24 protein-coding genes, 2 tRNA genes and 1 pseudogene are annotated in these 25683 nt (G+C 70.9%); 12 read left to right on the top strand and 15 right to left on the bottom strand.

Annotated features, from left to right (window positions below):
- Nucleotide 1: 1 nt before the first annotated feature.
- The 4 genes from ACPFP2_RS04640 (at nucleotide 2) to ACPFP2_RS04625 (ending at nucleotide 1399) form a co-directional block, all read left to right on the top strand.
- Entirely contained in the window at nucleotides 2-889 is an 888-nt protein-coding gene (locus ACPFP2_RS04640; RefSeq protein WP_424086434.1) for a DUF3566 domain-containing protein, read from the top strand.
- Nucleotides 890-1034: 145 nt separating this feature from the next.
- Nucleotides 1035-1108 (top strand) — tRNA-Ile (locus ACPFP2_RS04635).
- A 44-nt stretch (nucleotides 1109-1152) separates the two neighbouring features.
- Complete coding sequence (locus ACPFP2_RS04630) at nucleotides 1153-1281, top strand: DLW-39 family protein (RefSeq protein WP_424086432.1); 129 nt, start codon at nucleotides 1153-1155, stop codon at nucleotides 1279-1281.
- Between the two features lie 42 nt (nucleotides 1282-1323).
- A tRNA-Ala gene (locus ACPFP2_RS04625) sits at nucleotides 1324-1399 on the top strand.
- A 66-nt stretch (nucleotides 1400-1465) separates the two neighbouring features.
- On the opposite strand, the gene ACPFP2_RS04620 is transcribed toward ACPFP2_RS04625, so the two are convergent.
- The 11 genes from ACPFP2_RS04620 to ACPFP2_RS04570 all read right to left on the bottom strand — a co-directional run bounded on the left by ACPFP2_RS04620 (nucleotide 1466) and on the right by ACPFP2_RS04570 (nucleotide 9599).
- Entirely contained in the window at nucleotides 1466-1897 is a 432-nt protein-coding gene (locus ACPFP2_RS04620) for a hypothetical protein (RefSeq protein ID WP_424086430.1), read from the bottom strand.
- Between the two features lie 249 nt (nucleotides 1898-2146).
- Nucleotides 2147-3298, bottom strand: coding sequence for a tyrosine-type recombinase/integrase (locus ACPFP2_RS04615; RefSeq protein WP_424086428.1), 1152 nt, complete (start codon nucleotides 3296-3298; stop codon nucleotides 2147-2149).
- Entirely contained in the window at nucleotides 3295-3501 is a 207-nt protein-coding gene (locus ACPFP2_RS04610; protein WP_424086426.1) for a helix-turn-helix domain-containing protein, read from the bottom strand. The genes ACPFP2_RS04615 and ACPFP2_RS04610 overlap by 4 nt, the downstream gene beginning before the upstream one ends.
- Nucleotides 3501-5258 (bottom strand): replication initiator, encoded by a 1758-nt coding sequence (locus tag ACPFP2_RS04605; RefSeq protein WP_424086423.1) that lies wholly within the window; start codon nucleotides 5256-5258, stop codon nucleotides 3501-3503. The genes ACPFP2_RS04610 and ACPFP2_RS04605 overlap by 1 nt, the downstream gene beginning before the upstream one ends.
- A gap of 223 nt (nucleotides 5259-5481) precedes the next feature.
- Entirely contained in the window at nucleotides 5482-5922 is a 441-nt protein-coding gene (locus tag ACPFP2_RS04600; RefSeq protein WP_424086421.1) for a hypothetical protein, read from the bottom strand.
- Complete coding sequence (locus ACPFP2_RS04595) at nucleotides 5919-6557, bottom strand: hypothetical protein (protein WP_424086419.1); 639 nt, start codon at nucleotides 6555-6557, stop codon at nucleotides 5919-5921. The genes ACPFP2_RS04600 and ACPFP2_RS04595 overlap by 4 nt, the downstream gene beginning before the upstream one ends.
- Nucleotides 6554-6742 (bottom strand): hypothetical protein, encoded by a 189-nt coding sequence (locus tag ACPFP2_RS04590; protein WP_424086417.1) that lies wholly within the window; start codon nucleotides 6740-6742, stop codon nucleotides 6554-6556. Before ACPFP2_RS04590 ends, ACPFP2_RS04595 begins: the two co-directional genes overlap by 4 nt.
- A gap of 19 nt (nucleotides 6743-6761) precedes the next feature.
- A complete protein-coding gene (locus tag ACPFP2_RS04585) occupies nucleotides 6762-7073 on the bottom strand; it encodes a spread protein (protein WP_424086415.1) in 312 nt (103 codons plus the stop codon).
- On the bottom strand, nucleotides 7070-8722 hold the full coding sequence (locus ACPFP2_RS04580; protein ID WP_424086413.1) for an FtsK/SpoIIIE domain-containing protein: 1653 nt from the start codon (nucleotides 8720-8722) through the stop codon (nucleotides 7070-7072). Before ACPFP2_RS04580 ends, ACPFP2_RS04585 begins: the two co-directional genes overlap by 4 nt.
- A gap of 257 nt (nucleotides 8723-8979) precedes the next feature.
- A complete protein-coding gene (locus tag ACPFP2_RS04575) occupies nucleotides 8980-9201 on the bottom strand; it encodes a hypothetical protein (protein WP_424086411.1) in 222 nt (73 codons plus the stop codon).
- Entirely contained in the window at nucleotides 9201-9599 is a 399-nt protein-coding gene (locus ACPFP2_RS04570) for a transcriptional regulator (RefSeq protein ID WP_424086409.1), read from the bottom strand. The genes ACPFP2_RS04575 and ACPFP2_RS04570 overlap by 1 nt, the downstream gene beginning before the upstream one ends.
- A 201-nt stretch (nucleotides 9600-9800) precedes the next feature.
- Here ACPFP2_RS04570 and ACPFP2_RS04565 point away from each other — a divergent pair, with 201 nt between their 5' ends.
- Both ACPFP2_RS04565 and ACPFP2_RS04560 read left to right on the top strand, forming a co-directional pair.
- Nucleotides 9801-10655 (top strand): AAA family ATPase, encoded by an 855-nt coding sequence (locus tag ACPFP2_RS04565; protein WP_424086407.1) that lies wholly within the window; start codon nucleotides 9801-9803, stop codon nucleotides 10653-10655.
- Nucleotides 10655-11206, top strand: a complete 552-nt coding sequence (locus tag ACPFP2_RS04560) for a kinase (RefSeq protein ID WP_424086405.1) — start codon at nucleotides 10655-10657, stop codon at nucleotides 11204-11206. Before ACPFP2_RS04565 ends, ACPFP2_RS04560 begins: the two co-directional genes overlap by 1 nt.
- Here the strand turns inward: ACPFP2_RS04560 and ACPFP2_RS04555 are convergent.
- Nucleotides 11164-11943, bottom strand: a complete 780-nt coding sequence (locus tag ACPFP2_RS04555; protein WP_424086403.1) for an HAD family hydrolase — start codon at nucleotides 11941-11943, stop codon at nucleotides 11164-11166. The two genes, ACPFP2_RS04560 and ACPFP2_RS04555, sit on opposite strands and share 43 nt — an antisense overlap.
- A gap of 934 nt (nucleotides 11944-12877) precedes the next feature.
- Nucleotides 12878-14365, bottom strand: a complete 1488-nt coding sequence (locus tag ACPFP2_RS04550; protein WP_424086402.1) for a hypothetical protein — start codon at nucleotides 14363-14365, stop codon at nucleotides 12878-12880.
- 701 nt (nucleotides 14366-15066) lie between these two features.
- On the opposite strand from ACPFP2_RS04550, the pseudogene nrdR reads away from it, so the two are divergent.
- Both nrdR and ACPFP2_RS04540 read left to right on the top strand, forming a co-directional pair.
- Nucleotides 15067-15494 (top strand): annotated as a pseudogene (gene nrdR, locus ACPFP2_RS04545) (transcriptional regulator NrdR); the annotation flags it as partial.
- Nucleotides 15495-16376: 882 nt separating this feature from the next.
- On the top strand, nucleotides 16377-16694 hold the full coding sequence (locus tag ACPFP2_RS04540; RefSeq protein ID WP_424086401.1) for a hypothetical protein: 318 nt from the start codon (nucleotides 16377-16379) through the stop codon (nucleotides 16692-16694).
- Here the strand turns inward: ACPFP2_RS04540 and ACPFP2_RS04535 are convergent.
- The gene (locus tag ACPFP2_RS04535; protein ID WP_424086399.1) at nucleotides 16672-17763 is read right to left on the bottom strand and encodes a saccharopine dehydrogenase family protein; all 1092 of its coding nucleotides are present in this window, start codon (nucleotides 17761-17763) and stop codon (nucleotides 16672-16674) included. The genes ACPFP2_RS04540 and ACPFP2_RS04535 overlap by 23 nt on opposite strands.
- 71 nt (nucleotides 17764-17834) lie before the next feature.
- On the opposite strand from ACPFP2_RS04535, the gene ACPFP2_RS04530 reads away from it, so the two are divergent.
- The 4 genes from ACPFP2_RS04530 (at nucleotide 17835) to ACPFP2_RS04515 (ending at nucleotide 21013) form a co-directional block, all read left to right on the top strand.
- Entirely contained in the window at nucleotides 17835-18779 is a 945-nt protein-coding gene (locus ACPFP2_RS04530) for a GlxA family transcriptional regulator (RefSeq protein ID WP_424086397.1), read from the top strand.
- A gap of 200 nt (nucleotides 18780-18979) precedes the next feature.
- Nucleotides 18980-19426 carry a hypothetical protein gene (locus tag ACPFP2_RS04525; RefSeq protein WP_424086395.1) on the top strand — a complete coding sequence of 149 codons (447 nt, stop codon included), beginning with the start codon at nucleotides 18980-18982 and terminating at the stop codon, nucleotides 19424-19426.
- 130 nt (nucleotides 19427-19556) lie between these two features.
- A complete protein-coding gene (locus tag ACPFP2_RS04520; protein ID WP_424086951.1) occupies nucleotides 19557-20519 on the top strand; it encodes an L-threonylcarbamoyladenylate synthase in 963 nt (320 codons plus the stop codon).
- A 74-nt stretch (nucleotides 20520-20593) separates the two neighbouring features.
- Nucleotides 20594-21013 (top strand): CBS domain-containing protein, encoded by a 420-nt coding sequence (locus tag ACPFP2_RS04515; protein ID WP_424086393.1) that lies wholly within the window; start codon nucleotides 20594-20596, stop codon nucleotides 21011-21013.
- A gap of 84 nt (nucleotides 21014-21097) precedes the next feature.
- Here the strand turns inward: ACPFP2_RS04515 and ACPFP2_RS04510 are convergent, their stop codons facing one another.
- Nucleotides 21098-25597 carry an HAD-IC family P-type ATPase gene (locus tag ACPFP2_RS04510; RefSeq protein WP_424086391.1) on the bottom strand — a complete coding sequence of 1500 codons (4500 nt, stop codon included), beginning with the start codon at nucleotides 25595-25597 and terminating at the stop codon, nucleotides 21098-21100.
- Between the last annotated feature and the right edge of the window lie 86 nt (nucleotides 25598-25683).

Here is a 25683-nt window from a genome sequence, read left to right as displayed (position 1 = left end):
GATGACGGAGACACAGGCGAAGTCGGGGAACAAGGGGACCTCGGCCACCCCGGTCGACGAGGAGGCCGCCAAGAGCGGCACAACCGCGGCCGGCCGCGCTGCCGTGGGTCGGGCGACCGTCCCCGCCGACGCGCCTGCCCCGAAGTTCACCCGGGCCCCGGGCATGGCCCCGCCGCCGGACAAGCCCGGCGACGACGCGGCTGCGAGCGAGAAGACCGAGACATCGGCCGTCGAGGCGCCCACGTCCGCCGCCGCGCCGGTGGCGACCTCGGCCAAGTCGAGCAACACCACCCAGCCGCTCAAGGTCGGTGCCGCCACGTCGCCGTCCAGCACCGGCACCCAGCCGAAGGTGGGCGGAGCCGCCAAGCCGTCGCCGGACGGCGCCCGTCCGACCGGCACGGCCCGCCCCGCCAACGGGGGCGGCCTTCCGCCGGGGATCGGCAACGCGGCCGCCGTCGGGGCCGCCCGGGTGGGTGACGCGGTACGCGCCGCGCGTACCTCGGTCAGCTCGGCCGCCTCGCGCGGCCCGCGCCGGGCCCGGCTGAACCTCAAGCGGATCGACCCGTGGTCCGTGATGAAGTTCGCCTTCGCCGTCTCCGTGGTGCTCTTCATCGTGGTGGTCGTCGCCACCTCGGTGCTCTACCTCGCCCTGGACGCCATGGGCGTGTTCCAGAGCGTCAACGACAGCCTGACCGACCTGGTCAACGCCGGCGGGCAGAGCGGCGGTGGCTTCCAGATCACCGCGAAGGGCGTGATCCTCAGCTCGGCGCTGATCGGCCTGGTCAACGTCGTGCTGTTCACCGCGCTCGCCACGCTCGGCGCATTCGTCTACAACGTCTGCGCCGACCTGGTCGGCGGGATCGAGCTGACGCTCGCCGAGCGCGACTGATCTTCCTGCACGCCGACGCCGGGGCACCGCGAAAGCGGTCGCCCCGGCGTCTGGCATCCGGGTACGGTCGGGGAGGCACGAGCGCCACGACGACCCCGATTTGGGGCCGGACGCGGCGATGGGTTAACCTTGCTCGTCGCCACGCGGGGCTATAGCTCAGTCGGTTAGAGCGCAGAGCTGATAACTCTGAGGTCGCTGGTTCGATTCCAGCTAGCCCCACCGCACACCCGTTCCGACGGCAGTCGAGCGCGAAGGGGCGCCCCATGTTCAAGAAGCTTCTGATCCTGGCCGGCGTCGTCGCCGTGGCTGCCGTCGTCGCCCAGAAGGTCAAGGCTTCGAACGACGAGCGGGCTCTCTGGCACGAGGCCACCACCTCGCCCGACCTGCGCTGACCCGCTCGTCACCGGCAGCACCGGGCGGTTCCGGCCGCCCTCGGGGCCCTAGCTCAACTGGCAGAGCACTGCCTTTGCAAGGCAGGGGTTAGGGGTTCAAGTCCCCTGGGCTCCACCAGCACGAACACCGGTTGATCTCGGTTGCGAGTACAGCCATCCGTACAGCCAAGCGGTCCGTTGATGCCTACAGCCACCGCATGTCACCGTCTTCGAACTCGTAGACGTAGGCGGTCCGGTAGCTGGGACGATCGAACAGCTCAGCTTCTCCGGTGAAGACCGCGACGAGGGCATCGCTGCCACGCCACCAGGCGTCCGCTAGGCCAGCTGTCTCGGGTACGGGCTCCATGCTTCTGAGGTCGATTTCAGCGACGGAATCGCCGGACAGCTTCGTGATCCTGCTTGCCAGACTCGCGGCAGAGTAGGCCAAGGCGAGCGACTCGATCCAACCCTCAACCGTGGCGTGCAGGGCAACCCACTTCTCGGAAGCAAGGCCGAAGTGGCCACCAGGATCGATCACGAAGGCGTATGGAACGGCGGTCCGTTGAATGCCCGCCTCGAAGTACCACCCAGGCTTGAGCGGTTCCGTCTCCAGTTCCGGCGTGTCGACTCCCAGCACCAGGGGACCGCCGTCATAGCTCCCTGAGGGTGGTAGAACAAGCCCACCCCAGCGAGCCTGATAGGCGGCGGCCCTCTGCACCTCAACGGGCGGAATCCCGGCCGCTTTCCAAGCCGACTCCCACTGACTGGCCAGCGGATCGTCAAGCCAAATGCCATGAACAGAAACGAAGCGGCTGGCTCGGCGACTCAGGCCGGACGGTGGGTGACGATGATTCCTTCTCACGATCGCACTTTATAGATCAACCGGTTACGCCGTGCCCTCCGCGCCGAGCAGCCGGTCGATGGCCGAGGCAGCCTGACGAGCACGCGCCGGCAGGACGTGCCCGTAGGTGTCGGCCGTCATCCGGATCGTGGAGTGTCCGAGCAGCTCCATCACGGTCCGCAGCTCCTCGCCCTGGTCGAGCAGGAACGTGGCGAACGCGTGGCGCAGGTCGTGCAGGTGCAGCCAGTCCAACCCAGCCACCGCACGCAGCTGCTCGAAGCGCCGGTTCACGTTCCGCGGCTCCATCGGCGTGCCGATCGTGCTGGCGAAGACCAAGCCGAGATCCGACCACACCTCACCAGCGGCGAGCCGCTCCTTGGCCTGCCGTACCCGCTGCGCCTCCAACGCCCGGACAGCCAGGCCCGACAGCGGCAGTGGACGGCTCGACCGGTGTGTCTTCGGCGGCACGAACGCCAACCCCTGGTCCGTGCGCTGGAGGGTCTGCCGCACGAACAGCGCCTCCCCCGGCAGGTCGACATCCGACCAGCGCAGGCCCAGCAGCTCAGCCCGCCGCAGCCCGGTCGCTAGCGCCAGGACGAACAGCGACTCCAACCGGTCCCCGGTCAGCACCGACAGGAGCTTCCGGGCCTCCTCAGGCGTCAGGGCACGCCGCTCGACGCGGCCCAGGGCCGGAGGCTTGGCAGCCTTGGCGACGTTGCGCGGCACCAGGTCCATCCGCTCAGCGTCGGCCAGGGCGACGCGCAGGACTGCGTGCACCTTGATGATGCTGGCCGGCGCGAGCTTGCCCCGCAGCCCGGTCAGGAACCGTTGCACGTCCCGAGGCGTCAACCGATCGAGCTTCACCCGCCCGAGCCCCGGCACCAGGTGCTTGGTCACCGCCATGCGGTACCGAACCAGGGTCGACGGGCGGGTGCCGTCGTGCGCCTTCACGTCCCGCAGCCACTCGGTCAACCAAGCTTCCAGCGTCCGAGGCTGCGCGGTGAGGTCGACGCCGAGCTGGAGTTGGCGCCGCAGCTCGTCCCGCTTCCGGACCGCCTCAGCCTCACTCTTGGCGTAGACGTACTTGCGCTTCCGCTTCCCGTCGATCCAGCCGAGGTCGATCACCGCCGCCCACACGCCGGGACGCTGCTCGTACACCGAGCCCTCACCATGAGCACGACGACGCCGGCCGGTCATGCCGCGAACTCCTCATCCGCCGACAGGAACTCATCGATCGCGGCCAGCGGGATCAAGCGAGCACGCCCCGCCTTGATCGAACGGAGCCGGCCCGAGCGCATCAGCACGTAGACGGTGTCCCGGCAGACCCCGAGCAGAGCAGCGGCTTCGGCAGGCCGAACGCTCTTGGGTGCGGCCACGCGCGGTTGGTTGGCGTTGGTCATCAGGCACGTCCTTCCTGGCCGGTGGAGTCGGGGTCGGTCAGCGTTGCGGCACCCTGCGCTGCCTTGTCACGAGCGGCGAGGAGCGCGGCCTTCCACTGCGCCCGCTGCGAGAGAGCGCGCAGGAGCCGGTGTTGCAGGGGCGGCACGTCGGCATCGTCGGGCCGGGCGAGTTCCCACGCGTACGCGGGTGGGGCGTCCTGGTCGACGGGCTCGGCATCGTCGGTGCCGGTGGTGACGCTGAGGAGGTTGCGAACCCAGGCGCGGGCGTCGGCGCGGTGGTCGGCGAGGGTCTTGCCGGACCAGTCGCGGGAGACGAGGATGCGTCGGCCGCCGATGCCGAGGGTGGCCCGCTGGTGCACCTTGCCCTTGCACCGGCCCGCCTGGAGCCGCCCGTGGGCTTTCTTCGGCTGGATGCCGTAGAGCAGCCAGTTGGCGCACCGGTCGTTGCACGGCGTCATCCGCAGCTCGTGCCAGAGCCGGTCGAGGTGCTCGCGCTGCCGGTCGCTCTCGGTCTTGTGGCAGTCGGCCGCGGACTTGGTGATGTACTTCGTGATGTAGCCGATCGTGCGGTTGGCGTGGACCGTCCCGGGGGTGACGCCCTCGGCGCGCAGCTGGACGCCGAAGCGGACCACGTGCGCGGGGGTGGCGTCGGGGTCGGTGTCGATCGCGTCCAGGGCGTCAGCCCACGGAGTGAGCGGTTCGCGGGTGTCCGGGTCGACCCATTCGGCGCGGTCGCCGTCCCAGACCGGGAGCCGGTCGAGGGAGTAGACCGGTTCGTCGGCCGGGGGCCACCACACCTGGTGATACGTGGCGGCGGCGACCTGCCGCAGCACCGCCCGAGGGATCGTGCCCCGGATCGCGAAGTGGGCGTGCGGGGCGAGACGTCGCTGAGGCTCAACGCAGCCGGCGTACTGCACGTTCCAGCCCACGCACCGCCTGAGGTTCTGCCAGAACCGGTCGAGCAGGCGGGCGAAGTGCACGGCGTCCCAGGCGGCCCGCCGGTAGTCGTAGCTGGTGGGGTCGACGGGGGTGCCGTCGGGCAGGACGCGGCCGTAGGAGTCAAGGGTGAGCGTCAGCCACATCGACGGCCGGTGCTCGGTGCCGTCCGGCGCGACGTAGACCTTCCCGACCGTGCGCGGCTCCACCTTCTTGCGCGGCAGGTCGGGCGCGTCCTGGCGGCGACGGGTCGACCGCTTGCGGCGCCCACCCGGGTTGTCGTCTTCGTCGCCGTCGTGGGGTGGGGCGACCTGCCCGCGCAGGCCCTCAGCGGCGATGGCCTCCTCTACCTCGGTGATGGCCTGGTCGATGTCGGTGACCTGGTCGAACTGGGCGGCGCGTTGGGCCTCGTCGCGAGCGAACTCCAGGTGTGCCCGCAGCAGGATCAGCTCTCGTTGCGCGTCGGTGGCCGGATCAGGGGCGGGGGCGGGTTCGTCGGCGCGGTGCCAGCCCTCCCGGATCTGGGTCTGCCGCAGCCGCCGGGCACGCTTCGCGCACGGTGGGCACTTGTCCTCGCGGGTCGACCCGCAGGGCAGGTCGATGACTTCGGTGTGGCCGGTGTGCAGGTCGGTACGGCGCAGCGTCACGGGGTGCAGGCAGACGCCGTACTCGGCGGCCATCTCCTTGAGCACCTGCCGCGACATCGGCAACGCCATCCGGGCCGCACGGGACCCAGCCGCCGGCGGGTCGACGGTTGCCGGAACGACGACGGCGGGCGGTGGGGTGTCGGGGGTGAGGCCGGGCAGGGTGGGTGCGGTCAACGGGTCACCTCCGGAAGGTCAAACAACACGGGCTGGATCGGAGCGAGCGGGGTGATGCGGGTCGGACCGGCGTGGCTGGCCCAGCGGGTCGCCGCGGCTTCATGCCGCCCGCAGACCACTTCGGCGCGGTATCGGCCGGTGCCCGGGTGGCCGGCTTCAACGAGGCAGGTGGCCCACCTACGGCATCGGGCGCAGTAGGTGGGCCAGCCAACTGTCATGGCGGTCAGTGCTGGCAGCCGGAGCAGTGCAGCCCCGCGCATCCCGACTTCCGTCGGAGCAGGAGGGCGAGGACGACGAGGACCAGGGCCACACCCGCGATCAGCGGAGCGGCCGAGCGGACCTCGTCAACGAGCTGCGCGGCGACGTAGCCGACCCCGACCAGCGCGCCCACGGCCGGAACGGTGGCGGCGGCGATGATGTGGCCGCGTCGCAGCCGGCGCACCGGGGCGGGGGCGGGCAGGTGGGTGTCGAGGAACCGCACCGTGACCCTGACTTGGTCGCTGCCGGGAACCTGTTGGGGCTGAGTCATGGACAGCAGGCGGCCGGAGTCACGGACCAGGGCGACGGTCGCGGCGACCTCGGCCGGGGTGCCGACCACGCGGCGGACCAGGACCGTGGAGCGGTGGCGGGTGGAGCTCTGGCGGGCGAGTTGGGTGCGGGTCACCGGATCACCTCCGAGGCGAAGACCTGACCGTTGGTGCGGGGGGACTGAACGACGGACGAGATGAGCGCCGACCGCACCGGAGCCGGCGTCGAGACCAGGGCCGGGGTGGGGGTCGGGGCCGGCGGGACGTAGGCCGGGACGGGCGGAGCCGGGGTGGTGGGCAGGTCGGCCGGGTCCAGGTCGACGGGCTCACCGACCGGGGTCGGCTTGGCCGGGGCCGGTGCGGGCTTGGTCGGGGCGGGGCCGCCGGTCAGTACGAGCTTGGACAGGGCGAGGAACGCCAGCGCGGGCACGGAGGACAACAGCCGCGACGAGAAGCTGTCATTGGCAACCGCGATCTGTGCGGCCAGGGACAGCGCGACGGCCGCGAGGAGGATCGACAGCGGGTAGAGCACGGAGGCGTTCGGGTCGCGGCGACGACGGCGGCGGATCACCAGCAGGGCGGCGGCGGGGGTGAGTTCGGAGATGACGGCGTTGGACCAGCCGAACCACTCTCCGGTGCCTGCCGGGGCGTGGATCATCGTCCAGTCCTTGACGTGGGTGAACGACGCGGCGCCGGCCATCCCGCCGACGGCCAGGAGGATGACGACCAGGGCGACGGCTTCCCACCGGTCGCCGTTGCGTAGGCGGCTCATGCGGCCCACCCCCACATCTCGGCGTCGTCGGCGGCGAGCTGGGCGTGGCGGGTGAGGGCGGCGGCGAGGATCGCGTCGGCGTGGGTGTCGGGGTTGCAGTAGGGGCAGGTCTGGTCGGGGTCGGTGTGGTTGAGGTCGAGGCAGGTGCGGCGGATAGGCCGGCGGGCCAGGCGACGGGTACGCATCACGGGCTCCAAGGCAGGGTCAGCGGGTGGTGGGCTTGACGTGTACGCGGATCCACTCCGGCGGCTCGCCGGTCGAGGCCACGGCTTCGGAGAGGCAGCGCCACAGCGCCCACGCCTCGGACGGGGTCAGGTACATGCGGCGACGACCGGCACCAACGGCGACGTAGAGGTCGGCGTCCGGGGTGACCCGGACGGTCACCGGGACGGAGGCTTTGTCGACGTGCGGAGCGCGCAGCCGGTAGAAGCGACGCGGCTGGTCGGTCAGCTCGTCGGGCTGGTCGGCGTAGGGCATCCGGGTGGGCGTGCCCTCGGGCAGCTCGTCGGCGGTCATCGGGGCTCCCCTCCGTTCGGAGTGGTGTCGAGGTCCAGGGCGTTGAGCAACGACGGCGGCAGCAACGGCGCGGCCTGCTTCGGCGGGGTGGGCCGGTAGGTGTGCCTGCCGTTGCCGTTGCTGGTCGAGCGCGCCGGCTTGGGCTGGGCCGGCAGCACGACGGGTTCGGGCTGGGTGTCGGCCGGGGCGGGGAAGGTTGCGGTCATCTCGCGGATGACGTCGTCGGAGATGAAGGAGAACCGGACGCGGGCGGGTTCGGGTTGGCCGTCGAGCAGGACGTAGGCGACGCCCTTGCCCGACAGCGGGATCTGATCGGCCAGTGCTCCGCGGTCGCGGGCGCCGTCACCGAGGAGCAGGTCGACGTGGCCGCGTTCGGTCAGCCCGAGAGCGATACGGGTGGGAAAGAAGTCGCGGACAGAGACGACTTCCTTGCGGGGGTCCTGGGTGGCGGCGACGACCAGGACGCCGAGGCCCGCGCCCTGCGACAGCAGCAACCCGAGGGACTGGGCGATGCGGTTGCGGATGTCGCTGTCGGGCAGGAACGCCAGCAGCGTGGCCAGCTCATCGATCACGACGACGATCAGCGGCTCATCCACCGTCGGCGTGTGCACCCGCACCTTCCCGCGCAGTATCTGCTGACGCGCCCGCAACCGGGCCACTGCGTCGTCCAGGAGGTCGGCCATGCGGGACCAGTCGTCATCGACGTAGCGGGAAAACAACGGCCGCCCGATCGCCAGCTCCATCCCGCCCTTCGGGTCGATCGCCCACACCCGCACTAGGCCGGAGCGGATGCCAGCGGCGAGGGAGCGGATCAGCGACCAGATCACCGAGCCCTTGCCCATCCGCGTCGCCCCACCGATCAGCACATGCGTGGCCAGCAGCCGCAGGCTGTAGACGGCGAGGTCTTCCCGCAGGCCGAGCGGCAGGGCGGTGAAGTCCGGCCGGGTCGGCACGGGCAGCGGGGAAACGATCCGGGTGAGCGGGTCGCGGCGGATGAACACGAGCCACACATGCCGGGGCCGGTCACGGAACCGGACCCGGTCGACCAGCCGCAGCAGCCACGCCAGCCGGCCCGAGCGGTGGGGAACAGCCTGGCGGCGGCCGGAGAAGACCCGGCAGTGGCGGGTGCCGAACGAGTACGCCAGATCCCGCGCGGCCTTGTGGTAGACCTCCGGGTTCTGCCCACGAGGCATCCGCAACACCAGCTCGTCCGTGGCGTAGGTGCACCGCACCGACAGCAGGTTCGGGACTTTCTCCCCGCCGTCGTACTTCTTGACGAGGCCGCACAGGCTCATGACCTCGTGCCACTGACGCCGATACACCCACAGCCGACGCCACCAGGAGACAGCGCGGAGGACGACCAGGCGGTGGAAGGACTCGCGTCCCCGCCACCACCAGCCGGCGGTCGAGCCGGCGAGGACCAGCAGGACCAGGAGGTGAGGCCACCACCCGTGATCCCGGTAGGTGTCGACGGCGACCAGGGCTAGGGCGACGACAGGCCAGGCCCGCCAGTGCCGCACCGCGAAGACACTGAGGCGCAGCACGAGCGCGACGAGGCGGACCAGGACCAGGACGGCCGTGACGGTCCAGACCAGGGGCCACGGGGCGGTGATCTGGAACCGGCGGAAGTTGACCAGCGGCGCGCGCATCACGCCACCGCCTTACGGGAGTGCTGCTCGGTCCACGCCTCGGCGCAGACCTTGTGCACCGGCTTACCAGCGGGACTACGACAGATCGCCGGACGCCCGCAGATCACACACGGAGCGGACTCGCCAGCGCCACCAGAGCGCGACCAATCCAGAGAAGTTGGCATGATGAACCTGCCCTTCCAGGCCGAGAGGACTTCGGACGGGCAGCGGGGCGGCCGGCTTCCTAGGGCATGGGCCGCCCCGCGCACCACGTGGAATCAGGCCGCCACCTTCACGGCCGGTGCGGACAGGGACTGCTGCGCCTGGGCGATGACCTCGGCGAGGCGGTCGAGTTCCGTCCGGGGTAGGAACACCGCGACCTGCACCGCGTGATCGCCCAGCATCACCACCACCCGGTCGTCGTCCGGGTGCGACCGGAACGACAGCGACGTGCCGGGGTCGATGTGCACACCCGCCGTCAGGTACGGTGCGGCGCCCATCACGCTGACGCCTTCCGCGACTCCGCGAGGGTCTTCGGCGCGACCATCCCCGACGCCCGGAACGAGTACGCGAGACGGCCGTTGCTGCCCACGTACGGGGTCACGTTCAGGTTCTCGAACTCCACCGGCTGAAACGGACCCACCGGCGGGACGGGCTGCACGTCCGACAGGATCTTGATCGACACCTCACGCGAGCGCGACCCCAACTCCGGGTCCATGTCCATCACCCGGCACTGCCACACCCGCTGACCCGTCAACTTGTCCTTGCTCGGCGTGCGCTGCCGGGTCGCCTCGTTGAAGTCCTGCGCCTCCGCGATCGAATCCGGCACGAACACACACCCGTGTGGGAACACCGCCTCGAACGGAACCGCGAACCGCGTACCACCCCTGAGGGCCATGACGATCTCCTTCGCTGCTGCGACTTGACCGGCGCTCCGGTCTTTGTGATGCAGGCAACCTAACAACTGATAGATACTCCAGTCAACTGTTAGGTATGAAGTCCTTGCTAAGCGTCATTGAGCAGGCAGGATGCCTCTCATCTGTTAGGTCGCTGGTAGCCTGCATAGCGGACGCGACGCCAACCAGCAGGGAGCACCGCGATGACCTCTTCCGATGGCCGCACGGAGCGGCCAGAGGCCCGGCATCAGCAGGTGGCGCGGAACATCCGCAACGACATCGAGGCGGGTCGACTGGTGCACGGCAATGCTCTGCCGTCGACTAGGAAGCTCGCGGAGGAGTGGGGCGTCAGCGTCTTCACCATCAGCGAGGCCATGAGGGTGCTCGCTGAGGAAGGGCTCGTCAGGAACGAGTCACGATCCAAGCGGGTGGTGAACGCGCCGGATCAGCTTCGCCGCAGCGAGGTTCGACCGCAGCGTCCCCGGGTGGTCCTCGTTGGGGGGTACCCGGGCAGCGGTAAGACCGAGTTGGGCCGGATCCTTGCGCGCGAGACCGGCTGGCCGATGCTCGACAAGGACACGCTGACCCGGCCCGTGGTTGAAGCGGCATTGGAGATCCTGGGACATTCGCCGCATGACCGGGAATCGGAGACCTACCTGAGCAAGATTCGCCCCCATGAGTACGAAGCGCTCCAGGACGCCACCAGCGAGAACGTGCAGTGCGGCAACAGCGTGATCGTGACCGCACCGTTCATCCGGGAGTTCAACGACCCCGCCTGGATGGCTCGGACGCGTGCGTTCTTCGAGGCGGCACAGGCCACCATCCATGTCGTGTGGGTGTACTGCGACGCGGACACGATGCTGACCTATGTCCGCCGTCGGGGTGCCGCTCGTGACGCCTTCAAACTCGCCGACTGGTCTGCTTACCTCGACGCCATAAACCTGGACTTCCGCCCCGCAGACACTCATGTGGTGGTCGACAACTGCGCGTCGAGCCGACCCTTGCAGGAGCAGGCCAAGGAGTTGGTGAAGGCAATCCTCGCCGACGAGGCTCTGTGATGCGCGGGGTGATCCTGTACGGGCCGCCGGCGGCGGGCAAGGACACCGTCACCGCAGCGCTGCACGACCTCGACGCCCGGTACACGCTCTATCAGCGCCTAAAGGTGGGACCAGGGCGCACCAACGGTTACCGGATGACCGACGAGGCTGCCGTCGCCCAGCTGCGTGAGCGCGGCGAGATCGTGTGGGAGAACAGCCGCTACGGTGCCCGCTACGTGGTCGATCGGCCATCGCTGGCGGAATGCCTGTCGTCTGGTGTGCCGGTGGTGCACTTGGGCCAGCGGCCTGCCGTTGGCGCCGTCACCGCGGCTGTCCCTGGTAGCCGATGGTGCGTGGTGTCCCTGTGGTGTCCCCGCGAGGTTGCTGAACAGCGCATCATTGCCCGAGGCACCGGCGATACGCAGGCACGCCTACGGGCGTGGGATGCCACCGAGCCGCTGCCCGACGCCGACCTGACGATCAATACGGCTGAGTTGTCGCCGCAGTTGGCGGCGGAGCGGATCCACCGTCACATGCTGGCCGACGATCGGCCGGCGGTGTCCCAGACCTGACGCAGTAGGGCGAGCAGTCCGTGGCCGTCCTCGATCCGGGCGTCCGGGGTCAGGTCAGGGTGGGGTGGTTCCCGGTCGGTTCGGGGTGACCGCATGAGGATCGCCGCCTGAGCGCCAGCCCGCCGGGCGCAGGCTATGTCACGGTGCACGGTGTCTCCAACGAACCAGCATTCGCCGATCGGGATGCCGATGGCGTCGGCGGCCAGGAGCGCGAGCTGAGGGTTGGGTTTGCGGGGGCCGGCTTCGTCGCTGTAGAGGTCGGCGGCGAACAGGTCGGCCAGGCCGGAGCTGGTGAGGAAGTCACGGTGTGCGGCGCCGCAAAGGGTGTTGCTGACGATGGCCAGGGGCAGACCGGCGTCGGTCGCGGCGTGCAGAGCTTCCGGAATGCCGGGGCGGACCTGCCATTCGTCCCGCCAGGTCCAGGCGTACGCCAGCGGCGTGGCTTCCCGCTCGACGGCATCGCGGGCGTGCTGCGGCCACGTGCGCGTGACGAAGTCGGCCCACACCTGGGCGTGAGGCAGCTCCACCGGGTCTGCGGACTTGCCGATGTCGTCACGCCACAACGCGTACGCGCGAAAGCCCTCGCTGAGGTCTGCCGCGATCTGCTCGTCGGACACGGCACCGGTGACGAGCTGGGCGAGGCGGTGAACGAGTTCGGGCGGGGCCGGCGGTTGCGGCGGGGCGTCGACCAGGACGCCACCGAAGTCCAGCAGAAGCGCACGCGGCGGACGAAGCATGACCGCCATCCTCCACCAACCAGGAGAGGTTGGGGAGGAGACGGTAGAGGGGCCGAAGCGTTGTGAGCCGGTGAGGCATCGGGCGTCAATGATCTGGCGTACCGAAGCGGACAGGGCGGGATTGCGGCAGGCAGCTCATGCCGGACGACGTTCGATGCCGGATCAGGGTTGCGGGGTCTCTGCGGGTGGAAGGTGCTGCAGCGGTTGATGGTGTCGTGGTTGGCCTTGGTCGGCTCGGAGCTGCCTGTGATCTGTTGCCGAATTGGCCTGTACTTGGATCAAGGCGCTCCGCGCGGCGCGGGCCGGGGCGCGGCAAACGGCTCCTGCGGAGCCGCCGCCCCGGCGCAAGGGCGCCGGGGCGGAAAAGTCAGCCGGCCCGAACCCCACGCCCCGCCCCGCGCGTCACCCCTGGGTCAGTGAAGCGACCCGGTGACGAGTCCCGAAGGTCGACCGGGACCAGGACGACAACGTCTCCCTACCGTCTCTTTCCCCTCGTGACGTCTCACCGCGGACCGGTCTGCGATCGGCCGGAGCGAGTTGCCGAACGGAATCCGTCGGCCGCTCTCGGGTCCGAGGTGGGGAAGGGGTGAAGGTGGGAGAGGGGGCGGTGGGTGGGGGCGGGGTTGGGGTTAGAGCTGCCTCCGGCGGGGGCCAGACGACTCCGAGATGGAGTTGCCGAACGGTTCCGGGTTCGTGGGTGGTGGGGGTGGGATGCCATCCCGCCAGCCACCGACCCAGGCAAGCCGAGCAGACCAGGGCCAGGGCGACAAGGTCGTTCAGACAGTGGTGTGCTCCACCTTGTCACCCTGGCCCTGGCCCGCTCCACGGAGTGTGGGTCGGCGGCAGACGAGATGACATCTCTTAGACGATGGCCCCGTCCAGTGGGGTCCTGCCAGCCACTACGACCCGCCCCGTTGCTTGGGACGCGTTTGCGCTAGGCCGCCAGCTCGCCCTCGTCACCGTGGAGCTGATCGCGCATGTCCTGCGGCGGCTTCATCTTGGAGGCCGAGTCCTTGTGGCGGGCGTCGATGACGACCGGCCGGATTTCAAGGCCGTACCGCTCGGAGGCGATCCGAGCCGCCTTGTCGATCTTGTCGAGGTTGCTCTCGGCCATCTCCTCATCGGTGTAGGCGATAGCCACGAAGAAGGCGACGTTCACGTCCTCGGACATGGCGTACTGCGGGGTCTGAGCCAGGATGCCGTCCCAGAACTTGGAGTTCGACATCAACTTCATCTCCACGACCGTCCGAGCCATCCAGCCCTGGGCAAAGTGGAAGTCGACGGGGCCACGGCCGGCGTTGGCCTCGCCAGTGATACTGATGTCATTGGCCTTGCAGTAGTGCTTGGCACAGCTGCGGAAGAGGGCCTGCACCTTCTTCTCGGGCAGAGAAACCCCGTGGTGCCACAGCATCTGCCACTCGTCCTGGTGCTCAACGCCGTGCCGGAACGCCTGGATGATGGCGTCAACGAACTGTGGGAACTCGGACGGATCCTTCGCGACGTAGCCGAGGGGGGAGCGCGCCGCGATCTGTCCGCCGGCCTCCCACCACCGAGTACGCAAGGCCGGGTCCTTGTCGACCGGATAGGGCTCGTGCTCCTCGCCCTCCAAGGCCGTGAGGTAGGCGGCCACAACGTCGGGATTCTGACGTGCGAGCTTGGCCTTCTGCCGGCTGTCGACGTTGCGAGCGATGTCGTAGTTGAAGTTGCCCCGCAGCTCCTCGCTGTGATTGCGCCAGGCGTAGCGCCAGAAGCCGTTGGCGGTGACGACGGGGATGTCCTTGAGGAAGCGCTTCGGCACCAGAAGGACAGGCCCAGGCTTGTCGAGGAACGGGTTGGCAGGCAACTCGACCTCCCGGGACTGCCAGCAGGCGAACTCCGCGCTCCAAGAGGCGTTGCGGACACGGAAAGGCTGCATCGGCACGTTGTGGCGCCGTGCGACCTGCTGGGTGTACTCGATGAAGAAGCTCTTGAGGACGTTGCACACAACGTCACTCATGCGGTCCAGACCCATGCCGCCCTGGAAGAGGCCGAGCATCTCCATGTGAGGGACGTTGTTGAAGCCGAGACCGAGCGCGGTCTTCACCCCCTCCAACATGCCCTGCTGCAAGCCCCGGCCAGCACCCGAGCCGTTGGGGTTGCCGCTGGCGAGGCCAAGGCAAAACTCGGCGGGCTCGGGAAAGAGAAGCAGGGCCTGAGCCTGCTTCCAGGCAAGGGACTTCTCGTTGCCCTGGGACTGCCGGACGAGGTCGAAGACCAAGCGGAAGAAGTCGAGGATGTGGTTATGCGCCCCAAACCAGAGCTCGTCGTCGTCCGGGTAGATCAGGAACGGGTCGACCGACAGCGGGGTGTCCGCAGGAAGGTAGGTGTCGAACCAGGTGTCCTGCTTGCTGGTCTGGATGCCGTAGTACTCACCGAACCTCATGGGCGTGCCTCCTTCGTGGCATGCCGGACGACCGTCGTCCGGCAAGTGCGCACGCTTACGCCCACCCATGAGAAATCCCACTACCGGTACCCCGGAGTCAAGATCCTCGGCTAGAGTTCCGTCTGAGACCGCCAAATCTCGTGGAACCCCGGCTGGGCGTGCGTGGACCTCAGAGTCGACGTATCGACCACCGGGGTCCTTCTCGTTCATGCGCTGCCGGACACCGTATCAAACGAGCCGTCACTTTCTGTGTGTCTGGTTCGAACCGCCGGCAAGATGTGAGGGCCATCACTTTCAACCCCAACATCTAGTGCTTGAAAGGCGAAAACTCACTAGATGTTGCCGGGACGGCGTTGTCGGGGCGCGCAGCTATAATCCACGACCTTCCCTTCATCAATTACGCAGAGTAGCGGCCGAATCGGTACATTTGGTCGCGGTGAAACACCGTGGGTGGCAGCACGCCCGCCGGAGAGGGCCACCTGTTCGCCCACCTGCACAACGTCGCTGAGGTGAAGAAGGCGAATCTCTTCGCGGGCACCGGGGTCGGTCAGCCGCAGTGGCGGCCACGGAGTGGGTGGGCACGCTCGATCTCACGTTCACTGCCTCCGGCAGACCGACCCGAGGGCCCCAGCTCGGCACGAGTCCCGGTGTCCCCTTCGTGCTGGCCGCAGACGGGGAAGCAGTGACACCGGCGGCGGTGGGTGGCTGGGTTTGGACCGTACTGCCGACGAGCCGACTCCCGGGTGGTCGACTCCCGCGAGGCCGACGACGGGCAGCTGATCCGCCGCCGCCGGTCCTGCCCGGAGTGCGGCAAGCGGTTCACCACCGTCGAGGAGGCGGTGCTGGCCGTGGTCAAGCGCAGTGGGGTGACTGAGCCGTTCAGCCGGACGAAGATCGTCGGCGGGGTGCGCAAGGCGTGCCAGGGCCGGCCGGTCGACGAGGACTCGATCGCGCTGCTCGCGCAGAAGGTCGAGGAGACGGGCGGGCCAAGGGGGCGGCCGAGATCCCGAGCCACGAGGTGGGGCTGGCGATCCTGGGCCCGCTGCGGGACCTGGACGAGGTCGCCTACCTCCGCTTCGCCAGCGTCTACCGGTCCTTCGACTCGCTCGCCGACTTCGAGCGCGAGATGTTGGAATGGCACCCCTGCCGGCCGTCCCTGTCCGCTTTAGCCCACTCAGCAATGCCGAGTGGGAGAAGGGCAGCGCTTGTCTCAGCGCTTGCAACCCAGCCCTTTAATCTAGATAGTCTTAAAACGGCTGACAGAAGTCGCCCCTACCCCACTGCGTATAGCGCCATCAGGAGCTCAGATTCAATTCTATGGCGTTGTGCCTGCTGAGAGGGCTATGTTATCGATAGATATCGATCACTGGCTTGTCGCCGCGTGTTCACCTCCATTACCGTGGCTGCATTGGAAGCGACGCCCATCGGCACCCTTGATGCATTCCTCTAATCGTTAAGTGTGCCCATTTTAATGTCTAGTCCCGTTGTGAAATTGGAGGAGAGTGTGAGCAGCCAAAAGGATCATTGCCCGATTGCTCAGGAGGAATTCCCGAGTGAGGTTGTGGAAGGTCGGCGCGTGTGTTGTCGATGCGGTAAAGCATGGCCTCACCGCCGACGGCCCTAGTTGTGGAGACCACAGGACCTGCCGAAGAGGTTGGCATGGCTGTACAGCCATCAGTACAGCCAAGCCGGCCGACGGACGCAGTCCGGAGCCGACAGGAAGCGACACGACGGGCAGGTCAGCGGCAGTCGTCGACGCTGACCGACAGAGGTCTTGATCTTTGCAAGGCAGGGGTTAGGGGTTCGAGTCCCCTGGGCTCCACCATCTACGCTCCTCACCTGCGGTTTCGCAGTCTGCATGATTGACTAGTACAACGTCAGCACAGATCAGGCTTGATCTTGGCCCGACGAGGGTCGACCGCGACACGCATCCCGACGATGCCCCGTGGCCGGGCCCGCTCCGGCCACCAGTGCTCTTCCTAACCGATGCTCGCGTCGGCATGCTGGCGGGGTGGACAACCCGCCCGCTTCCGCACCGCTCACCTTGCACCTGTACTGCAGGGTCGACGTGCTGGTTACCGATGCTCAAGCTCTCGCGGACCGGGTTGTTGCCGAGCTGCGAGACGCGGATATCGACTGGTCGAAGGAAGACGACGATCTCGAATCGGCGACCGCGGAGCTGCGCGGCAACGTCGCTGTGTCGCTCGGGGCAGTGGCGGACATCAGCCGCATGGTCGAAGACGTGCCCGGAGTCGAGTTTCGAGGCGGTTTGTGTTGGTCGGAGCCGGGTCCGCCTCGGGAGATGTTCAGCCCAGCAAGCCAGCAGTAGGGGCGGGTTTCGCAGCATCCGTAGTCGGCTGTCGCCCTGTTGCACACCGATCGGGCCGGACAGCGATGGCACAGGCATCTCGCTCCAGTGTGGCGAGGACGTCGGCGGCGTCGAACGCTTCGCCGGGCGCCGCGGAGCCCGAGCCCCGATGGCGTCCGTCGAGGAGTCGGACGGCGCCTTCGACGACGATCGGCGCGGTGACGGCGTAGATGTCGCGCCCGGTCGCACTGGTCCGCCGGGTGTCCGTGCCATGGCGTACGACGACGTCCACGACGAACCGCTGTGCCGATCGTCCGTGCTCGTCGGTCGAGGCCGGCGCCGGCGTGGCGGCGTCATGGAGATCCTCGAGCGGGGCGGTGTTGAGGTATGAGCGAAGCTCGCCCACGTCAAGGTGACGATCGAGCGTGACCACCTCGGAGAACGGCAGCTGCACGACCGACTGGTCGCCCAGCGGCGACGGGTAGGACCAGGTACCGGATGGTGCGGGACTCTCCAGCGGGGTCAGCGCGCCGCCGCGGATCACCAGGCGGGTCGCAGTGTTGCGCGCCCCGGTGGCTCGGGTGCCGGCGGTCGGCCACCAGCGATCCAGGCCGATCGCGACCTCGACCTCGTCAGCTTGCGAGCCACCGTCGAGCGCGGCCGTGACCAGCAGGTCGGCGAGACCGCCGTAGAAGGCCATGGCGGGGACGACGACAACGCCGGCGGCTCGGGCAGGGGCGTCGAGGTCGCGGTACAGCGCCTGTACGACCGGCTGCTCGGCGGTGACGTCGAGGTAGTGGGCGCCGGCCTCGACCGCAGCGTGGGCGAGTGGGAGCGCGGTGTCGAGGAACGGCCCGGCGCAGTTGATGACTGCGCCGGTACCGGCGACCGCCCGCCGGAGCAGGTCGGGATCGTCGATGCCCACCACCCGGCGTTCGAGGACTGCGTGTCGGGGCGGGACGGCGGCCAGGCGCTCGGCGTTGCGGCCGGCCAGCACGGGAACGAGCCCGCGGCGCTGCAGTTCGTCGACGACGAAGCGCCCAGTGTGACCGGTGGCGCCATAGACGAGGACTCGATCGGTTGCGTTCACGGGATCATCGTCGGGCGCAGCGCCGGTCCAGGACCAGTGTCTGAAACGACGCGGGCCGTACAGTTTGGGACATGCTCAGGATCGCCCTCGTCATGCACGGCTCCGCGATGCTCTACGAGGTCGCGATCGCTTCCGAGATCTTCGGCATCGACCGTTCCGAGCTGTCCCCCACCGGCAGGTGGTACGACCTCGTGGTCTGCACCGCCGACGGCGCTCCGCACCCCTGGCTGGCGCACCTGCCGACCATGTCGTACGCCGGGATCGCCCATGTCGACACCGTCGTCGTGCCGTCGTCCGACGACCTCGACGACAACCCCGACCCGGAACTCGTCGACGCGCTACGCGCGGCCCACGACCGCGGCGCCCGAATCGCCTCCCTGTGCACCGGGGCGTTCGTCCTCGCGGCGGCCGGAGTGCTGGACGGCCGGGTCGCGACGACGCACTGGATGCACGCCGAGGATCTCGCCCGCCGCTACCCGCAGGTCGACGTCCGGCCCGACGTGCTCTACGTCGACGAGGGCGACGTGCTCACCTCGGCCGGCAAGACGGCGGCGCTCGACCTCTGCCTCCACCTGGTCCGCCGCGACCTCGGCGCCGCGGCCGCCAACGGGATCGCGAGGCGGCTCGTCGTGCCTGCCCACCGGAGCGGCGGTCAAGCGCAGTTCATCACCCCACCCGCCGAGCCACGAAGCCCGGACGGTCTCGCACCCACCCTCGAGTGGGCACGTGCCCGTCTCGACCAACCCCTGACCGTGCGCGACCTCGCCGGACACGCCAACCTCAGTACCCGCCAGCTTGCCCGCCGGATGCAGGCGGAGTTCCGAGCCGGGCCGCTCGACTGGCTCCACCAACAGCGGATCGCCCGCGCCCAGGAACTCCTCGAACGCACCGACGCCTCGATCGACCAGGTCGCGACCAGCTGCGGCCTGGGGACCGCCACCACCCTGCGCCGGCACTTCCACCGCGCCCTCGGCGTCACCCCCACGGCGTACCGGACAACGTTCCGCCTGGAGTGACACCGCGGAGCAGATGAGCCGGTGTCGGCGTGTGGACCGGTACCCGACCGTCGCAGTCAGGCATTCGCCCTCCCCTCTCCCTCGAAACGTGGAGTGCTCAGCAGTTCCAAAGTCGTCCTGTGGTGCGCGAACGCGTACCGGGAGCCGCTGTACCCCCTGGCACCCCGTGGCACGATCGGTGCCGGCGGGAGGTGGCACGGATGCGGTCGCGGCGGATCACCCGTACCTCGGTGGTGTGCGCCGGCCTGCTGACGTTCCTGGTCACCGGCTTCGTCTGGGCAGGTGCGGTCGAGGCGTACCAGAAGGCCGTGGCTCTGCGCGACCACGGCCTGGTCGTGACCGCCACCGTGCGCGAGGTGCACCGGCTCGGTGACGACAGCTACGTCAGGGTGCGGTTCACGACCGCCGACGGCACGGTCGTGGAGACCGACGTGCACGACTTCCGGGTCGATCCGGAGCCCGTCGAGGGCCAGACGATGCGGATCCGCTACGCCGCCACCGACCCGGTGGACCATGTCCAGGACGCCCGCCATCGCCCCGACTTCGTGGACGTCTGGCTGCGGGCGATCGGCGGCGCGGCCCTGCTGGTCTTCGGGACCGTCGTGGTGGTGGGGTCGTGGGCGATGGTCGGTGAGGTCCGGCCGTGACGGCGGGGCGGACGGACCGCGTTCGTCGCCGACCGACGAGTGGAAGCGGTCCCGGGATGGCCCGGCCGGCGACCGGGCGACGGCGGAGGCAGGTTAGCGTCGGGGCGTGAGCACCGGATCCCCCCGCGTCCTGCCCGCCGAGAGCGGCATCGCCGAGGCCGCCGCCGTCCTGCGCGACGGCGGGCTGGTGGCGTTCCCCACCGAGACCGTCTACGGACTCGGCGCGAACGCGCTCGACGCGCGGGCCGCCGCCCGGATCTTCGAGGCGAAGGCCCGGCCCAGCTTCGACCCGCTGATCACCCACCTGGCCGACGCCGCCGACCTGGAGAAGCTGGTCGGGCCGGTGCCGCCGGCGGTCGCCGCGCTGGCCGAGCGGTTCTGGCCGGGGCCGCTGACGCTGATCGTGGACCGGCCGGCGGAGATCCCGCCGATCGTCACCTCCGGGCTGGACACCATGGCGGTGCGGGTGCCGGACGAGCCGTCCGCGCGGGCGCTGATCCGGGCCGCCGGGGTGCCGGTGGCCGCTCCCAGCGCCAACCGGTTCGGGCAGCTCAGCCCCACCCGGGCCGAGCACGTGGTGAAGGGGCTCGGTGGGGCGGTCGACGTGGTCCTCGACGGCGGGCCCACCCGGTGCGGCATCGAGTCGACCATCGTGGACGCGCGCGGCGCGCAGCCGGTGGTGCTGCGCCTCGGCGCGCTCGCCCTCGAGGACCTGGTCGAGGCGGTGGGGCCGGTGACCGTACGCCCGGGCAGTTCGGGGCAGCCGGTGGCGCCGGGCACGCTGGCGGCGCACTACGCGCCGCGTACCCCGTTGCGGGTGGTGGCGGGCGCGCGGCCGACGGCCGGCGACGGTGTCCGGCGCGGCTTCCTGGCCTTCCGGGAGCCGCCGGCCGACGGGTACTCGGCGGTGGAGGTGCTCTCGTCCGACGGGGACGTGACGGAGGCCGCCGCCCGGCTCTTCGACGCCCTGCACCGGCTCGACGCGGCCGGGGTGACCGAGATCCTCGCCGAGGCGGTCCCGGAGGAGGGCGTGGGGCGGGCGATCAACGACCGCCTGCGCCGCGCCGCCGCCACCTGGGACACCGCCGGCTGACGGTCACCTGCATGGGCCGGCGGCCCGGGGGTACGGATTGGAGACAACGACCCCCCGGAAAGTGAGGTGTGATCATGCCGACCGCACGCGACATCATGACCGCCGACGTGACCTGCGTCCGCGAACAGGACGACCTGCGTGCCGCCGCCAGGCGGATGGCCGAGCTGGGCGTGGGTTCGCTGCCCATCTGCGGCGACGACAACCGCCTCAAGGGCATGCTGACCGACCGCGACATCGTGGTGAAGGTCCTGGCCCAGGGGAAGGACCCGGCCAACGTGACCGCCGGGGAGCTGGCCCAGGGCGAGGCCGTGACCATCGGCGCGGACGACGACGCCACCGAGATCCTGCGCACCATGGGCCAGCATCAGGTACGCCGGCTGCCGGTGATCGACGGGCACGAGCTCGTCGGGATCGTGGCGGTGGCCGACGTGGCCCGGTCGCTGCCGGAGCGCCCGGTGGGTGACCTGATCGAGGCCATCTCCGAGCGGTCCTGACCCCCGTCGTACCGTCGATCGCCGCCCCCGTCCCCGGCCGGAGGGCGGCGACGTCGTGTGGGCGGGGTGCCGACGAACGTCATGTCAGCCTGTTCCGTCGCCGTCCTCCGTCCGTACCCGTGCGGTGGCCGACGAATCGGACGGGGCGTGCCCGTGGTCGACCCCCACTGGTGGGGGCAGGCGGTCGACGAGCCGGGTCAGCGCGCCGTTGGCGAAGGTCGCGCCGAGCGCCGACCCGGTGGCGATGCCCCAGCCGACCGGACCGAGCGGGGTGCAGCCGAAGAACTGGCTCACGCCGGGGGTCTGCACCACGGCGGCCAGCACGCCGAGCGACACGGCGGTGGAGGCGAGCACCGCCGGACTGGTCCCGCCGGCCAGCACCGTCTGGCCGAGCTGGGTGCCGACCAGCGACACCAGCGCCACCGTCCCGGCCCGGCGCTCCCGCGCGCCGGTGTAGCGGGACAGCGTCCAGCCGGCCGTCGCGCCCAGCGTGGTGGCCGCCGCACGCAGGCCGATCTCCCTGGTCATGGTGCCGCCGAGCGAGGTGTCCGGCCCCTCCCGGAGCAGCCCGTCGGCGTGGTCGCCGCCGGGCGGCCGCACCGCGATGGCCAGCGCCGGGGCCAGGTCGGTGAGCAGGTTGACCAGGAGGAGCTGCCGGCCGTTCAGCGCGGAACGGCCGGTCGCCGCGGCGGTCAGCACGCTGAACGCGATCTCGCCCAGGTTGCCGCCGACCAGGATGCTCAGCGCGTGGCGTACCGAGGACCACATCGCCCGCCCCTCGACCAGGGTGGCGATGATGGTCTCCAGCCGGTCGTCGGTGACCACCAGGTCGGCGGCGGCCCGTGCGGCGGGGGTGCCCCGTTGACCGAGGGCGATGCCGACGTCGGCCAGCCGGATCGCCGGCGCGTCGTTGGCGCCGTCCCCGGTCATCGCCACGGTCCGGCCGCACTTCTGCAACGCCTGGATGATCCGGACCTTGTGCGCCGGGGTGCAGCGGGCCACCACGTCCGTGCGGGCCAGCCGGTCGGCCAGCGCGTCGTCGTCGAGCTGCTCCAGCTCCGTCGCGGTGACCACCCGCTGTCCCTCGTGGTCGGGGCTGATGATCGAGGCGATCGCCTCGGCAGTGGCCGGATGGTCCCCGGTGATCATGATGGTGTGCACGCCGGCCTGCCGGATCCGGTGCACCGCGGGGGCGGCGGACTCGCGTACCCCGTCGGCGAGCGCGACGAAGCCGACGAAGACCAGCCCGTGCACCTCCTCGTCGGTCACCTGCTCGGCGTCCACCCGGCACTCGGCGACGGCGAGGATCCGGTGTCCCGCCCCGGCCCGGTCGGCGAGCATGGCGTGCAGCCCGTCCCGGCCCTCGTCGTCGAGCGGCTCGTCCGGCCCGTCCGGGGTACGCCAGGCGCTGCACCGGGGCAGCACCGTCTCCGGCGCCCCCTTCACGCTCAGCAGCAGCCGGTCCCCGGCCCGCCCGATGGTCGCGTGGTAGCCCCGGGACGGCTCGAACGGCAGCCCACCGACCGCCGTCCAGCCGTCCGCGCCGGTCTGCTCGGTCACGCCGGCGTCCCGGGCGCCGTACCGGACGGCCCGGTCGGTGTGTTGCGGCAGCTCCTCCGGATCCTGCGCGTACGGGGTGGCGCGCAGTGCGACCGCCAGGGTGCGGCGCAGCGTGTCGTCGAGCTGGTCCACCGGGGCGTACCGGTCGTCGTCGCCGACCCCGGCCAGCATCAGCTTCCCCTCGGTGAGGGTGCCGGTCTTGTCGAAGCAGAGCACGTCCACCCGGCCCAGGGCCTCGATGGTGCGCGGGTTGCGGACCAGCGCGCCGTGCTCGGCGAGCCGCCGGGCCGCCGCCAGCTGGGCGGCGCTGACCAGGAACGGCAGCCCTTCCGGCACCGACGCCACGGCCAGGTTCGCGGCGGTCGCCGCCGTGTCCGCCAGCGGTACGCCCCGCAGCAGCCCCGCCCCGGCGACCGCGACCGCCGAGCCCGCCGCCAGCGGTACCGCCGCGTTGGTCAGCCGGCCGAGTCGGGCCTCCACCCCGCTGGCGGGAGGCGCCTGCCGGGCGAGGGCCAGGCTGCGACCGGACTCGGTGTCGGCACCGACCGCCACCACCACGGCGGTGCCGTGGCCGGCCGCGACGGTGGTGCCCTCGTAGAGCATCGAGTGCCGGTCGGCGACGGCGGCGGCGACCACCGGCTCGGCGGACTTCGCCACCGGCAGCGACTCGCCGGTCAGCGACGACTCGTCGGTCTCCAGCCCGTCGGCGGTCAGCACCCGGCAGTCGGCCGGCACCGCGTCGCCCGGCCCGAGGACGATCACGTCGCCGGGCACCAGCTCCTCGGCGGCGATCACCTGCTCGCCACCGTCCCGGCGCACCTGGGCGGTGACCGCCGAGCGGGACAGCAGTTCGGCCAGGGACCGTTCGGTGGTGCGCTGGTGCACCGCCCCGGCCAGCGCCGACCCGCCCACCACCCCGCCCACCAGGGCGGCGTCGACCAGCGATCCGAAGGCGGCGGAGAGCACCGCCCCGGCGGCCAGCACCGGGGTGAGCGGGTTGGCCAGTTCGTCGACGAAGGCGCGCAGCAGGCCGCCCGTGCCGGGGGTGCCGCTGACGCCGTCGCCCCGCCGCCGGTGGGCCTCGGCGTCGGTGAGCCCTTCCGGGGCGCTGTCGAGCTGGCGCAGCACGGTCTGCACCGGCATCAGGTGCCAGGCGGTGCTGGCCGGCGCGGGGGTGCCGGTCGGGTCGGGCAGCCGGTGCGCCCGCCACACGCCGTGCGCGAAGGCCAACGCCGCCGCGCCGTTCACGGCGGCGAGGGTACGGGCGGGCAACTGTTCGGGGTCGGCGGTGAACGCGCCGAGCGCGCCGAGGCCGGTGCCGGCCATGGAGATGCGGATGTTCTGCCGGGTCATCCGCCGGGCCGTGCCGACCGCCTCGATCATCAGCGCCGGGATCCGCAGGTCGGTGCCGACCAGCAGGTGGGCGCCCCAGGGCGGCAGATCCTCCGGGGAGGCCATGCCGAGGCCGCAGTCGGAGGCTGCCAGCGCCGCCCGGTCCCCGGAGACCAGCATCACCACCGCGCCGTCGCGTTGCAGGGCGCGTACCGAGTCGGCCAGGTGTGCCCCGCCGGGCAGGACGGCGTCGGCGAAGCCGTACCGCTGCGGGTCGTCGTCGGCCACCACCAGCCGCAGGCCGGCCTGCCGGGCGGCGGTGGGCAGCGCGTCGACGCCGGGCGCGGGCTCCGGCTCCACCCGGACCACCGCGGCCAGGGTGCCGTGGTGGGCGAGGCCGAGGAGCAGGCCGCCGCCGTCGCGCAACCGGCGGCTGTCCGGGGTGTCAGCGGGGTCGTCGACGTCGAGTCCGGGCAGCGGCCCGAGCCGCCAGCCGTCGGCGTCCCGGGCGGCGTCCGGGTGGTCCGGGTCGAAGAGCGCGAACGCCCGGGCGGCCACCTCGCCGGTGTCCCGGTCGGCCAGCGGGGCCAGGTCCGCCAGCACGCCCCGCTCCGAGCCGAGCACGGCGGCGTCCAGCACCACGGTGTCGATCCGGTCGAGTTCCCGCAGCACACTGCGGTCCATCGCGATCACGCCGCGCCGGGCCAGGATCCGGCCGAGCTGCGCGGCGTACCCTTCCCGGCCGCTGCCGGGGGCCTTGGGCAGCGAGGCCAGGCCCAGCGCGGCGGCCCGTTTGCGTCCGACGACCGGGAGCGCCGCCGCGGCGGCGGCCGCGCCGGTGCCGAGCGCCGAGGTGACGTACCGCTCGGCCGGGCCGTCCGGCTTGGGGCGGGGCCGTTCCGTCGTGGGGGAGCGCGCGGCGGCCCGCTCCGGGTCCCCGGTCAGCCTCGGCTCGGCCTTGTTCCAGGTCGACAGCTGGGCGCGGGCCTCGCCCCACTGGACGATCCGCTGCGCGCCGTCCAGGGCGATCCCCGCCCAGCCGCCGGTGAGGCCCTGCACGACCGCCTCGGCGAGCGGGAAGATCACGTCGGCGCGCGGGTCGGCGCGCAGCCCCCGGTCGGCGAGGGCGTGCAGCTTCGGGTGCAGGTCGATGGCGGCGAGCAGGCCGGACACCTCGCCGGGGACCGGGGTGAAGGGCAGGATCCGGGTGGCCGCCGAGATGGTCAGGCCCAGCGCGTCCGAGACGAGCGCGCCGAGGGTGCGGGGCGTGCGCGGCCCCTCCTCGGGTGGGTGCGGTGGCGGGACGTCCGGGTCCGGCTCGTGCGGGCAGACCCGCTCGGTGCGGGCCACCGTGGCGATCAGGTCGCGCAGCTTCGGCCGCGGCTCCTCGACGGCCACCACCACCCGGCCGGAGGGGGCGTTCACCCGGGCCCAGGCCACCCCGGGCATCCGTTCCAGCGCCTGTTCGACCTGGTAGGCCAGCCGGTCACCGCCGTCCTGGCAGACGCCGTGCACCTCGATGTGGTGCCGTCCGTCGCGGGACCACACCCGGCGCTTGGTCAGCCCGGCCGCGCGGACCAGCCGGGAGGCGGCTGCGCCGACGGTACGGGACGCGTCGCCGACCAGCGGCGGCATCGGCGGCACCGGCACCGGCGGGAGCACCCGGCCGGCGAGCCGGCCCAGCGTCGTCATCGAGCGGTACGGCCGAGCCGTCGGCCCCGCTCCTCGCCGTGCACGCCGCCGCTCCTGCCGTACGCCATCTCGCCTCCCGCGCTCGT

It is taken from the genome of Micromonospora citrea (assembly GCF_049629545.1).
Taxonomy (GTDB): domain Bacteria; phylum Actinomycetota; class Actinomycetes; order Mycobacteriales; family Micromonosporaceae; genus Micromonospora; species Micromonospora citrea_A.
This window is presented reverse-complemented; position numbering and strand designations above follow the sequence as displayed.